14 protein-coding genes and 2 tRNA genes are annotated in these 18,026 nt (G+C 63.4%); 13 read left to right on the top strand and 3 right to left on the bottom strand.

What is annotated here, in order from left to right; translation table 11 throughout:
* Position 1: 1 nt before the first annotated feature.
* Positions 2-751 (bottom strand): ABC transporter ATP-binding protein, encoded by a 750-nt coding sequence (locus ACN0TP_RS09990; protein ID WP_417218692.1) that lies wholly within the window; start codon positions 749-751, stop codon positions 2-4.
* Positions 752-910: 159 nt separating this feature from the next.
* Between ACN0TP_RS09990 and ACN0TP_RS09985 the strand changes: the two genes are divergently transcribed.
* Together ACN0TP_RS09985 and ACN0TP_RS09980 are read left to right on the top strand one after the other, a co-directional pair.
* Entirely contained in the window at positions 911-2,068 is a 1,158-nt protein-coding gene (locus tag ACN0TP_RS09985) for an LCP family protein (RefSeq protein ID WP_417218691.1), read from the top strand.
* 91 nt (positions 2,069-2,159) lie between these two features.
* Entirely contained in the window at positions 2,160-3,251 is a 1,092-nt protein-coding gene (locus ACN0TP_RS09980; protein ID WP_417218690.1) for a hypothetical protein, read from the top strand.
* Positions 3,252-3,267: 16 nt separating this feature from the next.
* On the opposite strand, the gene ACN0TP_RS09975 is transcribed toward ACN0TP_RS09980, so the two are convergent.
* Positions 3,268-3,957, bottom strand: coding sequence for a response regulator (locus ACN0TP_RS09975; protein WP_417218689.1), 690 nt, complete (start codon positions 3,955-3,957; stop codon positions 3,268-3,270).
* On the bottom strand, positions 3,958-5,151 hold the full coding sequence (locus ACN0TP_RS09970; RefSeq protein ID WP_417218688.1) for a sensor histidine kinase: 1,194 nt from the start codon (positions 5,149-5,151) through the stop codon (positions 3,958-3,960).
* A gap of 157 nt (positions 5,152-5,308) precedes the next feature.
* Between ACN0TP_RS09970 and ACN0TP_RS09965 the strand changes: the two genes are divergently transcribed.
* The 11 genes from ACN0TP_RS09965 to ACN0TP_RS09915 all read left to right on the top strand — a co-directional run bounded on the left by ACN0TP_RS09965 (position 5,309) and on the right by ACN0TP_RS09915 (position 18,021).
* A complete protein-coding gene (locus tag ACN0TP_RS09965) occupies positions 5,309-7,942 on the top strand; it encodes a CDP-glycerol glycerophosphotransferase family protein (protein ID WP_417218687.1) in 2,634 nt (877 codons plus the stop codon).
* Positions 7,943-8,079: 137 nt separating this feature from the next.
* Positions 8,080-9,138 (top strand): 3-isopropylmalate dehydrogenase, encoded by a 1,059-nt coding sequence (locus ACN0TP_RS09960; RefSeq protein ID WP_417218686.1) that lies wholly within the window; start codon positions 8,080-8,082, stop codon positions 9,136-9,138.
* A 69-nt stretch (positions 9,139-9,207) separates the two neighbouring features.
* Positions 9,208-10,299 (top strand): branched-chain amino acid aminotransferase, encoded by a 1,092-nt coding sequence (locus ACN0TP_RS09955; protein WP_417218685.1) that lies wholly within the window; start codon positions 9,208-9,210, stop codon positions 10,297-10,299.
* A 109-nt stretch (positions 10,300-10,408) separates the two neighbouring features.
* A complete protein-coding gene (gene galE, locus ACN0TP_RS09950) occupies positions 10,409-11,521 on the top strand; it encodes a UDP-glucose 4-epimerase GalE (protein WP_417218860.1) in 1,113 nt (370 codons plus the stop codon).
* A 3-nt stretch (positions 11,522-11,524) separates the two neighbouring features.
* Complete coding sequence (locus ACN0TP_RS09945) at positions 11,525-12,286, top strand: fumarylacetoacetate hydrolase family protein (RefSeq protein WP_417218684.1); 762 nt, start codon at positions 11,525-11,527, stop codon at positions 12,284-12,286.
* Between the two features lie 49 nt (positions 12,287-12,335).
* On the top strand, positions 12,336-12,569 hold the full coding sequence (locus tag ACN0TP_RS09940; protein WP_417218683.1) for a hypothetical protein: 234 nt from the start codon (positions 12,336-12,338) through the stop codon (positions 12,567-12,569).
* A gap of 40 nt (positions 12,570-12,609) precedes the next feature.
* Positions 12,610-14,118, top strand: a complete 1,509-nt coding sequence (gene gltX / locus ACN0TP_RS09935; RefSeq protein WP_417218682.1) for a glutamate--tRNA ligase — start codon at positions 12,610-12,612, stop codon at positions 14,116-14,118.
* A gap of 122 nt (positions 14,119-14,240) precedes the next feature.
* A tRNA-Gln gene (locus ACN0TP_RS09930) sits at positions 14,241-14,312 on the top strand.
* 64 nt (positions 14,313-14,376) lie between these two features.
* Positions 14,377-14,449 (top strand) — tRNA-Glu (locus tag ACN0TP_RS09925).
* Positions 14,450-14,566: 117 nt separating this feature from the next.
* The gene (locus tag ACN0TP_RS09920) at positions 14,567-16,351 is read left to right on the top strand and encodes a dynamin family protein (RefSeq protein ID WP_417218681.1); all 1,785 of its coding nucleotides are present in this window, start codon (positions 14,567-14,569) and stop codon (positions 16,349-16,351) included.
* Entirely contained in the window at positions 16,348-18,021 is a 1,674-nt protein-coding gene (locus tag ACN0TP_RS09915; RefSeq protein WP_417218680.1) for a GTPase, read from the top strand. Before ACN0TP_RS09920 ends, ACN0TP_RS09915 begins: the two co-directional genes overlap by 4 nt.
* The last annotated feature ends 5 nt before the right edge of the window (positions 18,022-18,026 follow it).

Here is an 18,026-nt window from a genome sequence, read left to right as displayed (position 1 = left end):
GTCAGGCCCCCAGGGAGGCCAGCGCCGCGGTGACGGCTTCCGGCGTCGGATCGGACAGGTTTCCCACGAGTTCGCCGTCGCGCATCAGCAGCACCTCGTCGGCATAGCCGGCGGCGACCGGGTCGTGGGTGACCATGATGATGGTCTGGCCCATTTCCTTCACCGAGGAGCGCAGCAGCGACAGGACTTCGGCGCCGGTGCGGGTGTCCAGGTTGCCGGTGGGCTCGTCCCCGAAGACGACGGCGGGGCGCGCCAGCAGGGCGCGGGCGACGGCGACGCGCTGCTGCTGTCCGCCGGAGAGCTCGTGCGGCTTGTGGCCCAGCCGGTCCCCGAGACCGAGGGTGGCGACCACCTGGGCCAGCCATCCGGCGTCGTGCTTGGTTCCGGCGAGCTGCAGGGGCAGCAGGATGTTCTGTTCGGCGGTGAGGGTGGGCACCAGGTTGAAGGACTGGAAGACGAAGCCGATCTTTTCGCGGCGCAGGCGGGTGAGCGCGTTGTCGTCCAGGGCGGTGAGGTCCTGCCCGGCGATCGTGATGGAGCCGGAGGTGGCCGAATCCAGTCCGGCCAAGCAGTGCATCAGGGTGGACTTGCCGGATCCGGAGGGGCCCATGATGGCGGTGAAGCGTCCGGCGGTGAAGGACACGTCGACGCCGGCGAGGGCGTGGACCGCCGTGGGGCCGGAGCCGTAGACCTTGGTCAGGGCCCGGGCGGAGACCGCCTGGGTGGTGGAGTGGGTGTCGGTGATCGTCATGGTCATCAATCTATGGTGTGGGGGCCCGCGAACGGATCAGCCCGGCGGAGGGTCTTGGCGTCGGCCGGGGTCATACCGGGGTATGACCTGGGGGTGCGGGTGGGGTGCCGGGGCGTGGCGTTCGCGGCCCGCGACGGCGGCGCACGTCACAATGGTTGCATGACCCTGCGCTCCACCACTGCCGCCGCCGTGCTCGCCCCCGTGTTGACCCTGGCCCTGCTCACCGGCTGCTCGAAGCCCGCCGAGCCCGCACCGAGCCCGGCACCGACCACCGCTGCATCGACGTCGGCGGCACCGAAGCCGGCCATCGCGTCGAAGGGCCTCTCGAAGGAACTGACCGCGTTCGCCACCAGGCTCTACACCGGGAAGACCGTGCCCACGTCCGGCCCGGCCACCGCGGCTCTGAAGAACGCCCAGGCGGCCCAGGGCACCCCACGGGTCACCGGCACCGCGGGGACCTGGAACCGGCAGCACTTCGCGGTGCTGACCAGCGGCAAGGACGTCACCCTGGCGGTGAAGAAAAAGGACACCTGGACGGCAGTCGGCGGCTGGTGGCCCTCGCTCGGCGTGAAGGACGCAGCCCTGGGCGGCAAACGACATGTGCTGCTGATGGGATCGGACGCCCGGGAGAAGAAGGGCGAGAAGATCACGGCCGAACGCGCCGACGCCCTGCAGGTGGTCGGCGTCGACGGCAAGGGCGGCGGCGGAGTCATGGGCATCCCGCGGGATTTGTGGGTCACCCAGCCCGGCGGCGGGAAGGCCAAGATCAACAACGCCATGACCCGCGGCGGCCCCGCGGCGGAGGCCAAGCTGGTCGCACAGGTGACCGACCTGGACATCGAGGGCTACGTGCTGACCGGTTTCACCGGCTTCCAGAAGATGATCGACGAGCTCGGCGGCATCACCATCAACGCCCCCATGAAGGTCAGGGCCGTGCCGAAGGGCAAGCACCACGTCGACGGGTACGACGCCTTCTGGTTCTCCCGCGAACGCAAGACGCTGCCCAAGGGCGACTTCGACCGCAGCTTCAACCAGGGCCTGACGCTGACGGGCATCGGCGCCTACGCCATCGCCAAGGGGCCCGAGGGCCTGGCCACGGTGCTGGACACGGCGAACAAGCACGTCGTGACCGATCTCACCGCCGAGCAGGCGCTGACGTTTGGTGCGTGGGCCTACCAGACGGACCTGAAGAAGGTCGGGCATCGTGTTCCCACTGCGGATTATGGGTGGAGCGCGGACCGCCAGTCGATCCTGAACATCACCTCCCAAACGGAGTCGGTCTTCAAGGATTTCCGGGACGGAAACCTCTCCAAATAGCACGACGGCGGTGCCCCGCCGATGCCGGATCGTGACTCTTTCGTTATGATGGAGGGAGTACCACCCGGCACCGGACATCCCAGGGAGGCAGATGCGCCCGGCGAAACAGCAGTCGTTGCAGCGCTCCTCCCTGCGCGCTGCCGGTTTGCTCGGCGCCGTGGTGCTGGTCGGCTCCCTCGGCGTCTCGGCAGCGAGCGCGGCGACCTCCACACCCGGCCCGGAGTCCGATCCGGTCCGCTCGGAACTGACGCTGAAGCCCCTGGGCGACGCCGTCGGTGCGGCGGCCACCGAACTGGTCCCGACCTCCGATCCGGCGCCCGGCAGCTCGGCTCCGGGCCCCAGCGCCGCCGTTCCCTCCGTGACGGATCCTGGCGCGGGCGACGATGCACCCGGCTCCCCGGGGGCCGGCACCCCGCCGACGGCCGACCCGTCGGAGACCGCTGAGCCGACGGATCCAAGCGATCCGGGCGATGGATCATCGGACCCGACCTCGCCGTCGACCGAGCCCACCCCACCGCCCACTGAAACGTCGAAGCCCACGCCGGCTCCGTCGACGTCGGCCGATCCGACGCGCCAGCCCACGCAGCCCTCCACGCCGCCGGCACCGTCACACCCCACCTCCAAGACCCCGTCGCAGGGTGGAGCGTCGTCCGACGCCCGCGAAAAGGGCGGTAACGGATGGTCCTCCTCCGCGGGCGGCCGGCAATACAGCAACAACGGTGCCGGTGCGGTCCAACAGGGAGGCCAGCGCGACGCACGCACCGGATTCCTCATCGATGCCGCCACCGGCTACCCCATCCACCCGCAGACCGGCCTGCTGATCGACCCGTCGACCGGCAGGATGTTGACCCGCGGCTCCCTGGAACCGTGCGACTTCGTGTATGACTTCTCCTCCGGCCAGATCCGATTGGCCACACCAGGGGGGACGGAGGGCGGTTCGGTCCCCGAACCCACGTCGTCGTCGAGCGCTGCCGGCGCCTCCAGCACCGACGCCACGACGGCTGCCGCCGGGAATGCCGGCGACGGCCCCGACGCCGGTCACCCGGGCACGGCGAGCACTGCAAGCATCGGGATGTCGCCGTCGACCATGACGGTCGTCCTGGGATCGCTGATCGTCTTCGGTGGCCTGTGGTACTTCTTCATTTTCGTGCGCACGCCCCGACCGAGGCCGCAGCACCACTGACGTCGAGCGGCGGTGGCTAGGGGCTGACGATCCCCGTTGCGTAGGCGATGACCACGGCCTGGACGCGGTCGCGGGCCTGTAGCTTGGCCAGGATGCGTCCCACGTGCGTCTTGACGGTTGCCTCGGACAGGAACAATCCAGCGGCGATCTCCGGGTTGGAGCGTCCCAAGGCAATCAGTTCAAAGACTTCCCGTTCGCGTGCCGTCAGTGAGGCTACTGCCTGTTCATGCCCGGAGGCCTCCGGTACCTGGCGACGCAGCATGGGAGCCACGTGGTCCAGAAGGCGCCGTGTCGTGGAGGGGGCGATCACCGCGTCGCCGCGGTGAACGGTGCGGATCGCCTCCAGCAGCTCCTCGGGCGGGGCGTCCTTGAGCAGGAAACCGCTGGCCCCGGCTTGGATGGCAGCCAGCGCGTATTCGTCAAGGTCGAACGTTGTCAGCACGATGATGCGTGGCCCGCCCTCGGCCTTGCCCTTCAGGAGTTTTCCGGTGGTCTCGATCCCGTCCATTTCCGGCATACGCACGTCCATGAGGACAACGTCGGCGTGGGCTAGGGCGGGGGACGCCAATGCCTCACGCCCGTTCGTCGCCTCGGCGACGACCTCGAGGTCGGACTGGGAGTTGATCAACATCCGGAATCCACTGCGGACGAGGAGCTGGTCGTCGACCAGGGCGACGGTGATCGGGGTGGGGCTCTCGGTGTCCACTTAGTCCTCGGTGTAGGGGATGAAGATGCTGGCGGAGAAGCCGCCATGGGGCCGGGGCCCGGTGCTGATACGTCCATCGTAGAGGGCGACCCGTTCTGCCATGCCCACCAGACCCTGCTGGGCCCCGACGTTGTCGTCGGTCGCGCCGGCCCCGCGACCATCGTCGATGACCTCAAGCTCCAACCCGGAACTGGTCCACCGCAAAAGGACGTCGGCCCTGGCGGCCGGGCCAGCATGCTTAATCGTGTTGGTGAGTGCCTCTTGGACCGCCCGGTAGCCTGTGAGTTCGGCGCCGGGCGGCAGCTCACGGCGCGGTGACCCCTGCACGTCATAGCCCACCTCGAGTCCTGCCGTCCGGGTGGCTTCGAGAAGCTCCGGGATGTCCTCCAACGTGGGCAAGGGGCGCGTGGAGGCCTGCTCGTCGCCACGCAACACGCCCAGGAGCCGGCGCATTTCCCGCAGTGACTTCCGCCCGGTCTCCGAGATGGTGGACAGCGTCTCGCGGGCGATCTCCGGCTCCTTTTCGCTGGCGTACCGGGCCCCGTCGGCTTGCGTGATGATGACGGAGAGTGAATGAGCCACGATGTCGTGCATCTCCCGGGCAATGCGTCCTCGTTCGTCCGAGGCCGCCAACTCCCGTTCCTGCTGTCTTTCCACTTCGAGACGTGTCGCCCGGTCCTCCAGCGCCCGGACGGCCAGTCGGCGGGTGCGGGCGAGGTCCCCGAATGTCCAGGAGACCAACACGATCAGGGCGAGGCCCACAAAGCTGGGGAGCAAGTGAAGCCCGATGGCCTGTCCGTTAACGGTGCCATAGCGCAGCGTCGCCAGCACCGCTCCGGCCATGCCCGCGCACAGCCCGGCGTAGGAGGCCCAGCGCTTGCCGAACTTGGCCAGTGTGTAGACCACGATGGGGACGGTCACCTGGGTGGGAAGGAAGGTGGGAACCAGGGCGACCTGGAGCAGGCATCCGAGCGTGACGACCGCGCTGCTGGCCAACAGATGGGAGCGTCGCCAGATCAGCGGTACGACCTGGAGGGATCCGATGACGAATTCCAGGAACCGGTGGGTTCCCGTCATGCCTCCGAGCACAACGGTGGACAGAGCGAGAAGGGCCCATAGCCCGATGGCCAATGTGGCATCGACCTGTGCCGGGTGGCTCCGGATCCAGGCATCTATGGTGCGGTGCGGAGTCATGGTTCCACTTTACTTTTCGGTGACAGGTCTCCACTTCATATTCTGGCCGCTCATAGGAACAAAGCGAAAATGGAAATCTGCCCAGGGCGCTCCAATACGAAAGTTTGTCCAGTAAACTTTCGTGGAATCATATTAATTCTTAGAGGACGATGCCACGTTGGCAGCAATCGGTTGGGGGACCAAAAATGAAATCTCTGGTGTTGGGTTTTTCTGCCTGATGGGCGTAAAGAACTTCAAATACAGCCTTGGCAACTTGATCAGGCACACGAAGAGGCTAGCCGTATCAGAGGCGAAAGGTAGATGGCACCGGGCTCCAATTGAAGAGTCGACCGTTCTGTATGAGTCCTACTCCGGAAATGGCATGACCTGTAGTCCTGAGGCGATTTTTCGCTTTCTGTTGGCCGACCCTGTCTATTCTCATCTCGAACACATCTGGGCGCTTAATGACTTCGAGAGATATGCGGGAGTGGTGTCTGAGTTCCGCGACCACCCGAATGTAAGTTTCGTTCGTTATGGTTCGCTGGAATATCACCGTGCACTTTCTACGTCCAAGTTTCTGATCAATAACGTCAGCTTTCCAGCTCCTTTCTGCAAACGTCCTGGTCAGATATACGTAAATACTTGGCACGGCATCCCGCTAAAGAAGATGGGCTACGACATTATCGGGCGGGCAGTTGATGCCAAGAACATCATTCGGAACTTTCTCGCCGCTGACTATTTGCTGTCTTCCTCGCCAGCAATGACTGAACGGTTGTATAGAAGAGCATTTAAAATCGTGAACATATATTCGGGGGCGATCCTTGAAGAAGGGTTGCCGCGAACGGATCGGCAGAGCGATGAAGCCGCGGCGCGGGTCGAGTTGGACGCCCTCTTTGGCGAATGTGGCCTGGCCGTCGATAAGCGTCGGATTATCCTCTATGCGCCAACTTGGAAGGGGGCGTCTTATTTTCGCCCTCAGCAGGATTCTGCCTATCTACTTCGTGTCGTTAGGCACCTTCAAGAACAAGTCGATTCGGCCAAATTTAGAATAATGGTTAAAGCCCATCAAGTCGTCGCAGATGCAGCCCAAATGGATCCGGAACTCGAGGGAGTTATGGTTCCAAATTCTGTGCCGACCAATGTCGTACTGGGGGCGGCAGCGGTGTTGATTACAGATTATTCGAGCATCTTTTATGATTTCCTGCCCAGTAAGCGGCCAGTACTCTTCTTCATTCCCGACCTAGATGAATACCGTACCTACCGGGATCTTTATTCGGTGCCCGAAGAATTCGTCGGGCCGGTTGCCACAACGCTAAATGGTCTAGGGCTCGAGGTTGCCTCCGTTGTGTCTTCCGATGAGTTCCTACCCTCATCTCGATATATGGAGGAACTCGAGCAGTTTCTCCCTCATGATGATGGGAATGTCTGTGCACGGGTCGTGGATGTTGTATTTGCCGGCAATCGTTCCAAAAGCCGAGCCGTGTCGAATGTCTCGGATGGTCGTAAACGTCTTCTAATTTACGTTGGTGGAATGCAGCCAAATGGGATCACCACGTCGGCACTTAATTTGCTTGACAGCCTAGATTACTCGCGCTACGACGTCACAGTTCTTTGCCCGTTTAGCGAGGATCCACACAAACAAGCCAACTTCGCCAGGATCAATCCACAAGCGCGTGTGATGTTTCGCTTTGGAAGCTTTGCTGGCGAAGTTATCCCGAACTACTTCCGATTAAAGGCTCTTCGGATCGGGGATGGGCATTGGGCTTCGAGGTCTCCCTCCGTTAAACGTATTTGGAGGCAGGAGTGGACTAGGTGTTTTGGCGACGCTGAGTTTGATCACATGATTGATTTCAGTGGATACTCCCCTTTCTGGGGGATGTTATTGCTCAGTGGACCGCAGGCGACGCGGTCCATTTGGCTACACAACGATCTCGCGGCGGATGCACTGCGTTCGATCGATGGTGATCAGCCGCTCAGGCAGGGCCTTCAAGCAACGTTCAGCAACTATAAACATTTCGACAATCTTGTGTCTGTCTCTGCTGGTCTCAGCGCCATTAATAGTTCGGCACTGTGGGAATGGGCACCATCGTCTCGATTCACTTTCGCGCCCAACACGATTAACGCCGAGAAAGTTCTGCAGATGTCTCGGATGGGCTTCCCTGCGGACCAGCATCACGGCGGATTCAATTCGGGGCTGGATCCGGAGGAGCGTGACATCGTTGAACGCCTTGTCCACGAGCTACTTGACCCCAGGAGCAGCTACTCGGCCGGTCAGTCCGGAGAGCTTCCCAACCAGGGGGCTGCTGAGCGCTATCAGACTTTCATTACTGTCGGTCGGCTGTCGCCGGAAAAGAATCATTCTCGGCTAATCAATGCCTTCAGTATTGTCCACAAGGCCGATGCATTGACTCGGCTCGTTATTGTCGGGGACGGGCCCTTGCGCTCCAAGCTGGATGCGCAAGTTCGCGCACTTGGGCTGGAGAATGCGATTAAGATGGTCGGGTTTACGCGCAATCCCTACGTTTTGATGAGGCACTCTGACGTATTTGTTCTCTCGAGTGACTACGAAGGGCAGCCGATGGTCCTTCTGGAAGCGCTCGTTCTAGGACTTCCAGTCATCACTACCTCGTTTGGATCCGTAGAGGGTGCGCTGCCGCGCGGTGCCGGAAATGTCGTTGCCCCGACCAGCGAAGCATTAGCGGATGCCATGATGGCGTCGATCGACTCGGAGAGATCAGCGTTTCAGTTTGACGCAGCAGAGTATAATCGACGCGCCGTCGCCGATTTTGAACGGGTTATGGGAACCGCATAGTCGAATGAAATGAGCGACAAGCACCATTCTCATATGCGAATCTACCTTGAGTCGCTTTGCTAGAAGGCGACATTCCTGGTGGTCCATATAATGAGACAGTTTGTCTGTTATTCGGACGCACTCCTAGTCTGGAAAGCATGAGCAAAGTGATCGATATGGCGGTAATCCCCGGCGACGGAATCGGCCCGGAAGTCATTGCGGAAGCCATCAAGGTGTTGAAGAAGGCCACCGAAATGGGCGAGCAGACGCTCCGCATCACCGACTACCAACTGGGCGCGCAGCACTGGTTGGCCACCGGCGAGACGCTCACCGAGGAGACGCTGGCAGCGCTGCGCCAGCATGACGTCATCCTCTTCGGCGCCGTGGGGGCTGCGCCCGGGGATACGCGCATCCCCTCGGGCCTGATCGAACGCGAGCTGCTGCTCAAACTGCGTTTCAGCCTCGATCACTACATCAACCTCCGCCCGGCCAAACTCTACGAAGGAGTTCCCAGTCCCCTGGCGGCACCCGGGGACATCGACTTCGTCGTCGTCCGGGAGGGGACCGAGGGCCCGTATGTCGGCAACGGGGGTGCTCTGCGCGTGGGCACCGAACACGAGATCGCCACCGAGGTCTCGGTGAACACGGCCTATGGGGTCGAGCGTGTGGTGCGTGAGGCCTTCCGCCGTGCCTCCGAGCGTCCGCGCCGTCACGTGACCCTGGTGCACAAGCACAACGTGCTCGTGCATGCCGGCCACCTGTGGCGCCGCACCGTGGAAACGGTGGCGGCCGACTTCCCCGACGTCACCCACGACTACATGCATGTGGACGCGGCCACGATCTACATGACCACTGATCCGGCCCGCTTTGACGTCATCGTGACCGACAACCTGTTTGGCGACATCCTGACCGACTTGGCCGGTGCGGTGACCGGAGGCATCGGACTCGCCGCCTCGGGAAACATCAACATGGCGGGCACCGGTCCGTCCATGTTCGAACCCGTCCACGGGTCGGCCCCGGACATCGCCGGGCAGCAGAAGGCCGATCCCACGGCGGCCATCCTCTCGGCGGCACTCCTGCTCGAACATGTGGGCTTGGTTGACGCCGCGCGTCGCGTCGAGGCCGCTGTGGAGAGGGACATCGATTCCCGCGCCGAACTCACTGATTCCCGCACTACGGCGGAGATCGGCGATGCGATCACGCTGGCCCTGTCATAAGCTGGGGCTGATAGATCGCCGCCCGTGACCCGCGGCACAAAAACTTTGCAGAGGAAGTGCGCAGGCACCATGGAATTCTCACAACAGCTCTCCACCACCCCCAAGAGCGCCGAAGAGCGCGCCAAGGTCCTGGCAGATCCCGGGTTTGGCGACTACTTCACCGACCACACCGCCATCGTCGACTGGACCCAGGACGCCTCGGGCAAGGGCATCTGGCACGACGCCCGCATCGAGCCGTATGGGCCGATCATGATGGACCCGGCTGCCGCGGTGCTGCACTACGGCCAGGAGATCTTCGAGGGGCTCAAGGCCTACCGCCACGCTGACGGCAGCGTCTGGACATTCCGCCCCGAGGCCAACGCCGCCCGGTTCAATGCCTCCGCCCGTCGGCTGGCCCTGCCCGAACTGCCGACCGACGTCTTCATCGACTCCCTCAAGAAGCTGGTGGCTGTCGATGAGGCATGGGTGCCCTCCGGCGACGGGGAAGCGCTCTACCTGCGCCCCTTCATGATCGCCACTGAGGCGTTCCTCGGTGTCCGCCCGTCGCACGAAGTGTCCTACCGGGTCATTGCCTCACCCGCAGGCAACTACTTCGGCGGCGAGCTCAAGCCGGTGTCCATCTGGCTGTCCACGAACTACGCACGTGCCGGTCACGGTGGCACGGGAGAAGCCAAGTGCGGTGGCAACTACGCAGCCTCCCTGGCAGCCCAAATCGAGGCCGAGGCCAATGACTGCAAGCAGGTTCTGTTCCTGGACCCGACCAATGACAATGCCGTCGACGAACTGGGCGGCATGAACGTCTTCTTCGTCTTCAAGGACGGAACGCTCGTCACCCCCGAACTCAACGGGAACATCCTGCGCGGCGTGACGCGCTCTTCCGTCCTCGAACTCGCCCGGGAGCGCGGACTGACCGTCCAGGAGCGGAAGATCACGATCGACGAGTGGCGCAAAGCGGCCCAGGACGGCTCCCTCTCCGAGGTCTTCGCCTGCGGAACAGCAGCGGTCATCACGCCCATCGGCGAACTGAAGACGGCAGAAGAATCGATCACCACTCCAGAGGCCCCCTCCGACTCGGTGGCGATGGGTATTCGTACGCAGTTGCTGGGCATCCAGACCGGTGCCGTCGAGGATACGCACGGCTGGCTGACGCGTCTGGTGTAAAAGCGACGAACTCACTGGCACTGGCCGGCTTGCCACTAGGGCGGGCCGGCCAGCGCCATCTCGGCCACCAGTTGCGGCATTTGGGTTGGGGCATCCTAAAGTTATGACCATGCGCATTCTTGTGACCGGCGGTGCCGGCTATATCGGATCCCATACCGTCCTCCTGCTCCTGGAGGAGGGACACGAAGTCCACGTCCTGGATAACTTCTCAAACTCCTCGCCCGAGTCGCTTCGCCGGGTGGCCGAACTGACTGGCCGTAAAGCACATGTACACGAGGCCGACCTTTTGGATCCCCTTTCGATTGCGGCCGTACTTAATTCGACGAAACCTGATGCGGTGATCCACTTCGCTGGCCTGAAAGCCGTCGGCGAGTCTGCGCAGCGCCCGCTGTGGTACTACCGAACAAACGTCACTGGAACTCTTAACGTCCTTGAGGGGATGGAGGAAGCAGGCGTCCGAACCATCGTATTCAGTTCGTCCGCAACGGTGTATGGAGAAGCTGGGGGAGTGGTCGAGTACACGGAGCAACTTCCGTTGGCGGCCATGAACCCCTATGGGCGGACGAAGATGCACATCGAACAGATGTTGGACGACCTCGCAGCGTCTGATTCGCGTTGGAAGGTCGCAAAACTTCGTTATTTCAATCCTGTCGGAGCCCACGAATCGGGCCGTATTGGTGAAGATCCCCAAGGTACTCCCAACAACCTCATGCCATTCGTCGCCCAGGTGGCGGTGGGGCGGCGTGAGAAGGTCAACGTCTTCGGAGACGACTACCCCACCGAAGACGGAACCGGTGTCAGGGACTACATTCATGTCGTCGACCTGGCAGCCGGGCACCTCACAGCGTTGGAGTATCTACTGGATCACGGCGGCTTACATGCGTGGAACCTGGGCAGCGGGACCGGCTCGTCCGTGCTGGAGGTCATCAACGCATTTGCCCGTGCCTCCGGCCGGGTTGTGCCGTACGAAGTAACTGACCGACGTCCGGGGGACTTGCCGGCCTATTGGGCCGATCCCACGCTGGCCCGCGAGGAACTAGGGTGGAAATCCGAGCGGGGACTCGAAGACATGGTCACGGATGTCTGGCGCTGGCAATCAGCCAATCCCGAAGGCTACCCGGACGAGAATCCCGAACCAGCCGGTCCGAGTAATGAGCCGGAACAGGTGAAACGCACATCGTCAGCGAAACAAGGTGAGCCCGAATCCTCCACTAAGCTGTAGCGCATGCGTATTGCTCGGTTTGTTCTAGACAGTGACCCCATGTACGGCGTCGTGGACGGCGAAGAAATCGCGGTCATCGCCGGCGATCCCTTCTTCCAGGGTATCCAGCCGACGGGGGCCCGCCACCGGCTCGAGGATGTCCGCCTGCTGGCGCCGATCATCCCGCGGTCCAAGGTCGTTTGCTTCGGCCGGACTTATGCGGCGCATGCCAAGGAGCTCGGCAATGAGGTGCCCGTCGCGCCGTTGATGTTCCTGAAGCCCAATACCTCAGTGGTAGGCCCCGGCGATCCGATTACCCTCCCGGCATTCTCCGACGAGATTTCCTATGAGGCCGAGCTGGCCGTAGTCATCGGACGAATCTGCAAGGACGTCCCGGCTGAGAAGACCGCTGACGTCATCTTTGGCTACACATGTGCCAATGACCTAACGGCGAGGGATGCGCAGAAGACAGACGGCCAGTGGGCCCGTGCCAAGGGTTGGGATGGCTCGTGTCCCATCGGTCCATGGATTGAAACCGATCTGGACGTCGAAGACGTGCGAATCCAAGGCCGTCTGGACGGCCAGACGGTCCAGGATGGCGACACGACGCTGATGGTTTGGAGCATATCCGAACTGGTGTCCTACGCATCGCAAGCGTTTACCTTGCTTCCCGGCGATATCCTGCTCACAGGAACGCCCGCCGGCGTTGGACTGCTTCGCGAAGGGCAGCGCTATGACGTCGAAATTGAAGGTATCGGGACCCTGACCAACACCTTCCGACGTTAGGTACGGCGTGTACGGCAAGCGCCGGGTAGGACGCGCGATGCGCGAGGCGATGACTGACGTACAACGCACCAGGGCCGCCAGGTCCCGATGGCAGAAGCGGTTGACCGCCCTGTGGGCGTCGGCCTGGGTGCTGGCCATCTGTTCGCGGATCTCCTACCGCATGCACTGGCCGGTTCCGGTAACTGCCACCTTGCTCGCGGTGGCCATCGTCCTGGCCGTCGCCTTGCTCATCCGTCGCCTCGTGGCGGCCATGCGGGGACAGCGGAAGGGCAACGCAGGCTGATCCCGACCGTAACGACGGGCGTATTAGGATGGGAGTCATCATGACTGAGCCATCCCAAATTCCCACTGTGACCGACGAAACCCCAGTCCGAGTCCGCTTTTGCCCATCTCCGACGGGTACGCCGCATGTTGGCCTCATCCGTACTGCGCTGTTCAATTGGGCGTATGCCCGGCACACCGGCGGAAAGATGGTCTTCCGGATTGAGGACACCGACGCCAAACGCGATTCCGAGGAGAGCTACGAGCAGCTGCTTGACGCACTCGACTGGCTGGGCATCACGTGGGACGAAGGCGTCGCCGTAGGCGGACCGCACGAGCCCTACCGCCAATCCGCGCGTGCCGATATCTATCAGGATGCGATCGCCAAGCTGCGGGATGCTGGTCATCTGTACGAGTCGTTCTCATCGCCCGAGGAAGTCGAAGCGCGCCATCGGGCGGCCGGCCAGAACCCCAAACTCGGGTACGACAATTATGATCGCCATCTAACCGACGAGCAGGTTGCGGCATTCCGTGCGGAGGGACGTGAACCGGTGCTTCGCCTCCGGATGCCGGACGAGGACCTGACCTTCACGGACCTGGTCCGCGGTGAAATCACGTTCAAGGCGGGAACCGTTCCGGACTTCGCTGTCGTCCGAGCCAACGGCAAACCCCTCTACACGCTGGTCAACCCGGTGGACGACGCCTTGATGGGTATCACCCATGTCCTGAGAGGCGAGGACCTGCTCTCCTCGACGCCGCGGCAAATCGCCCTCTACCGGGCCATGATTGACGTCGGCATTGCCCAGTACATGCCCTTGTTCGGGCACTTGCCGTATGTGATGGGTGCAGGCAACAAGAAACTCTCCAAGCGGGACCCGGAATCCAGCCTGTTCCTGCACCGTGACCGCGGGTTCATCCCCGAGGGGCTACTGAACTACCTGGCGTTGCTCGGGTGGAGCCTGTCGGCGGACGAGGACATCTTCAGCCGCGAGCAGCTGGTGGAGGCCTTCGACGTCCATGACGTGCTGGCCAACCCGGCGCGCTTCGACTTGAAGAAGGCAGAAGCCATCAACGGCACCCATGTGCGCATGCTTGAGGCGCAGGATTTCCGCGACCGGTTGATTCCCTATTTGAACCGTGCAGGATTGACCGGAGAGACACTGACCGACGACGAGGCGCGCATCCTTGACGAGGCTGCTCCTCTGGTCCAGGAACGCATCACCTTGCTAGGCGAAGCGCCCGACATGATCGAATTCCTCTTTCGCGGCGACGATGAAATCGTCATCCATCAGGATGCCCTGAAGGGCATGCCAGGTAACGCCGATGAAGTGCTGGACAACGCTGTTGGTGCTTTGGTTGAGCTGGATTCCTGGGATGCAGAGTCGATCCAGGGTGTACTCCGGTCGGCACTGATCGAGGGAATGGGCATCAAGCCGCGTTTGGCTTTCGGTCCATTGCGCACCGCGGTCTCGGGAAAGCGCGTATCCCCGCCACTGTTTGAGTCCATGGTGATCCTGGGAAAGGATTCCTCGCTCGCTCGGCTGAGGGCCTTCAGGGGAACGTTGGCCTGACGTCCGCCGCGACGACTGGATGGACGATTTTGGTTTTGCCGGGGCCCTCGGGTAAAGTTATTTCTCGTGCTGAGGCACCGGGAACAGCTCGAAAGGGCAGGGAACGGGCCGCGGCAAACCATTGGGATATGGTGTAATTGGCAACACATCGGTTTCTGGTACCGACATTCTAGGTTCGAGTCCTGGTATCCCAGCGCTACAGCCGGAGCAGACACTGCGCCGGCTGGCATTGTCCGGGGAGTATGACGGACAAGCTATGGCCCCATCGTATAGCGGCCTAGTACGCTGCCCTCTCACGGCGGTAACGCGGGTTCGAATCCCGCTGGGGTCACGTCTGGGAATTCGCGGTACACCTCGGTGTGTACCGCGTTTTTCGTTATCCAGGGCCGGTCTTGCTCCGTTGGCCGTGGCGGTACGCGCTCTGGTCCATGTTTGGCATGATGGACACGTGACTACGAACGAGGCGGACCGTGAAGCGGCAGGTGCCCAAGCTGCTGTCGGGCTCCTCCAAGAATGCAGGACGGCTCTCGAAGGCGTTCACCTGCCACTTGATCTCCCGGGCGCAGCAGACGCCCGCATTGGAGTAGCCCGAGCCATCGAACAACTCGACGACTACATCCTGCCCCGCTACCGCACCCTCGACGCCCCGCTGCTCGCGGTCGTCGGCGGATCCACGGGAGCAGGAAAATCCACCTTGGTCAATGCGATCGTAGGACACCCAGTGACTCGTGCCGGCGCCATCCGCCCCACGACCCGCCAGCCCATTCTCCTCCATCACCCCACCGAAGCCGCCTGGTTCCTCAGCGACCGCATCCTCCCCAACTTGGGCCGTATTACCGAAACGCCTGCCACCGATGGGCACCTGCCTGGTGCTGGTGGGCTGCCGGAGCACGGCACAGATGCCGACACCTCCCTGGTGGTACTTGAGCATGAAGCCATTCCCGCAGGCATCGCGCTCCTTGACGCACCCGATATCGACTCCGTGTCCGATGCCAACCGCCAACTCGCAGGCCAACTCCTTTCCGCCGCGGACCTGTGGCTCTTCGTCACGACGGCAAACCGCTACGCCGATGCCGTCCCCTGGAAGCTACTCGCTGATGCCGCAGCCCGCGACATCACGGTGGCGGTCATTCTCGACAGGGTTCCCGAGGGCGTCGAAGAGGAGATCTCCTCGGACCTGCGCAACATGCTCGCGCGGCAAGGCCTTGACGCTGCCGAACTCTTCGTGATTCCCGAAGCGGAACTGAACGGGAAGGGGATGCTCCCGGCCGCGATCGTCACGCCGATCCGACAGTGGCTGACCGCCATCGCCGAAGACGCGGCAGAGCGTGCCACCATCGCCCGCCGGACACTCGCCGGTGCCGTCAGCCGCCTCGGGGAACGTTCCGCCGGGCTCGCCTTCGCCGAACAACAGCAGCACGACGCCGGTGCCCGCTTGTCAGCGCATGTCGCCGCGGCCTATGACGCAGCCACTGCGCGCATCGGCGCGGCCACCCAGGATGGAACACTTCTGCGCGGCGAAGTCCTGGCGCGCTGGCAGGACTTCGTCGGCACCGGCGAATTCTTCCGCTCCCTCGAGTCGGGGATCGGGCGGCTCCGCGATCGTATCGGCGCATTCTTCAACGGACGTCCCCAGCCCGTCGAACAGGTGGAGGAGGCCATCGAAACCGGCCTCCACGCCGTGATCATCGACGAGGCCGCCAAGGCAGCCGAACAAACTGACGCCTTCTGGCGCGCCGATCCCGCCGCCCGTCGTTTGCTGGGCGGCGCCGACCTCGGTTCCGTCACGTCCGATTTTGGGGACCGAGTGGCCGCGGAGATCCGCGACTGGCAAGTCGACCTCATGGAGATCATCCGTTCCGAGGGGGCCGGCAAGCGTTTCACGGCCCGCATGGTGTCCTTCGGGATCAACGGGGTTGCCGTGACCCTGATGATCGTCGTTTTCGCCTCCACCGCAGGACTCACCGGCCTGGAGGTCGGCATCGCCGGCGGATCAGCCATCGTGGGCCAGAAACTCCTGGAGGCGATTTTCGGTGAGGACGCCGTACGGCGCCTGGCGAAACAGGCACGGGAGAAGTTGGACTCGCGGGTGCAACGGCTCTTGGCAGAGGAAAGCACCCGCTTCCTGGACCTGTTGACGGCCGTCCCGACTCCAGCGGGCATTGCGGAATTGACGTCGATAGCCCAACGGCTCGATGCCCTGACCGATGCCTCCCAGGGGAACACCCCATGAGCCGACGACGCAAGGACGGCGCGGCCTCACCACTCGTGCTGAGGCTGGAGGCTCTGCAACAGGCCACCGAGCTCGGTCAGGGACGAGTGACGGAAACAGGAATCGAAGAAGCACAATCCGTTGTGGAACGGGCTTCTGCGCGCCGGTCCTTCTCCGCAGAGCACACGGTCGTGGGCTTTTTCGGTGCCACGGGCAGCGGGAAATCATCCCTCTTCAACGCCGTGACCGGACACAACCTCGCCCGCGCGGCAGCCACGCGCCCCACGACCAGCGAGCCCCTCGCGGGCATCTGGGAAGCCGAAGGCGCTGCCGAACTTCTGGACTGGCTGCAGGTTGGCGAGCGCCACCAATTGGCCGAGCCTCTGGGCACGGTCAAGCCGGGTCTGATGCGCCGGAACCGTGAGTCGGCCAGCGGACTTATCCTGCTCGATCTTCCGGATGTCGACTCGACGACCGCGGCGAACCGCGAGACGTCGACCCGCCTGGCCGGCCAGGTGGATGTCCTGGTGTGGGTGCTCGACCCGCAGAAGTACGCAGATGCCGCTGTCCACCATGATTTCATCCGGCCGATGTCCTCCTACTCCGGTGTCACGCTCGTGGTGCTGAACCAGATCGACAGACTCGGGGCCGACAGCCGTGGACCCGTACTGAAATCACTCCGGTCCATCTTGGAGGCCGAAGGCCTGCGCCGTCCCCGAATCCTCGCCGTTTCCGCCACGAGTGGCGAGGGGATCGAGGGCCTCCGAGAGGCCATTGCCGCGGTCGCAGTCGAGCACTCGGCTTCAACCGACCGGCTGCTGCAGGACGTCGCAGCCGCAGCCGACGCATTGGCAGCTGGGGAGACCGCTGTTGACCCCGGTGCCAGCAGGGCATGGGAATCGGGGCTTGCCCTGCCGCAAGTGGCAGCAGAGCGGCGGCTGTCCGAGCAACTCGCCGAGGCTTCTGGCGTCGCAACGGTCGTTGAGGCAACTCGGAAGTCCTACCGGCTCAAGGCGCGCGCCCGCACCGGATGGCCGGTGACTCGCTGGCTGGGAAGGTTACGGCCGGATCCGCTACGCCGGCTGAACCTCAGCAGCACGGACGTGAATCCGGCCGTCAACCGGACATCCCTGCCCCCTCCTGGCCCTGCCCAGCGGGCCCAAGCCGACTCCGCAGTCCGCGCTTACGCCGAGCTTGCCGGCAGCGGAGCCCCGGAAGCATGGCGTGGATCCATTCGGCGCGCCGCACGTGCCAGTTCAGACACTCTGACGGACACGCTTGACCAGGCGATCGCACGCACGGACATCGGCGCGGGCCGGGGTTCCTGGTGGTGGCCAATTGTCGGCGTTCTCCAGTGGATCGCACTCGCCGTGGCGTTGGGCGGAGTCGGCTGGCTCGGCGTGTTGGCGCTCATGGGATACCTGCAGCTCGATGTTCCGTCCGCCCCTCGTGTCGAGGGCTTTCCCGTGCCAACCCTGATGCTCGTCGGTGGGGTCCTGCTGGGGATCGTGCTGGGCCTGGCAACAGGCCTCCTGGCCCGCATGGCGGCCTCCCGTCGTGCACGGGTGGCACGCAGGAGGTTGACCGCATCAATCTCCCGTGTCGCCCGTCGCGGGGTCGCCGAACCAGTGGCCGCGGAAGTCCAACGTTTCAACGACTTTGCCGATGCCGTGCGGAGGGCCCGTGGCTGACAGAG

It is taken from the genome of Arthrobacter sp. (genome assembly GCF_048266065.1).
Lineage (GTDB): Bacteria > Actinomycetota > Actinomycetes > Actinomycetales > Micrococcaceae > Arthrobacter_H.
Note: the sequence above shows the minus strand (reverse complement) of the source record. Positions and strands in the feature narration are given on the sequence as shown.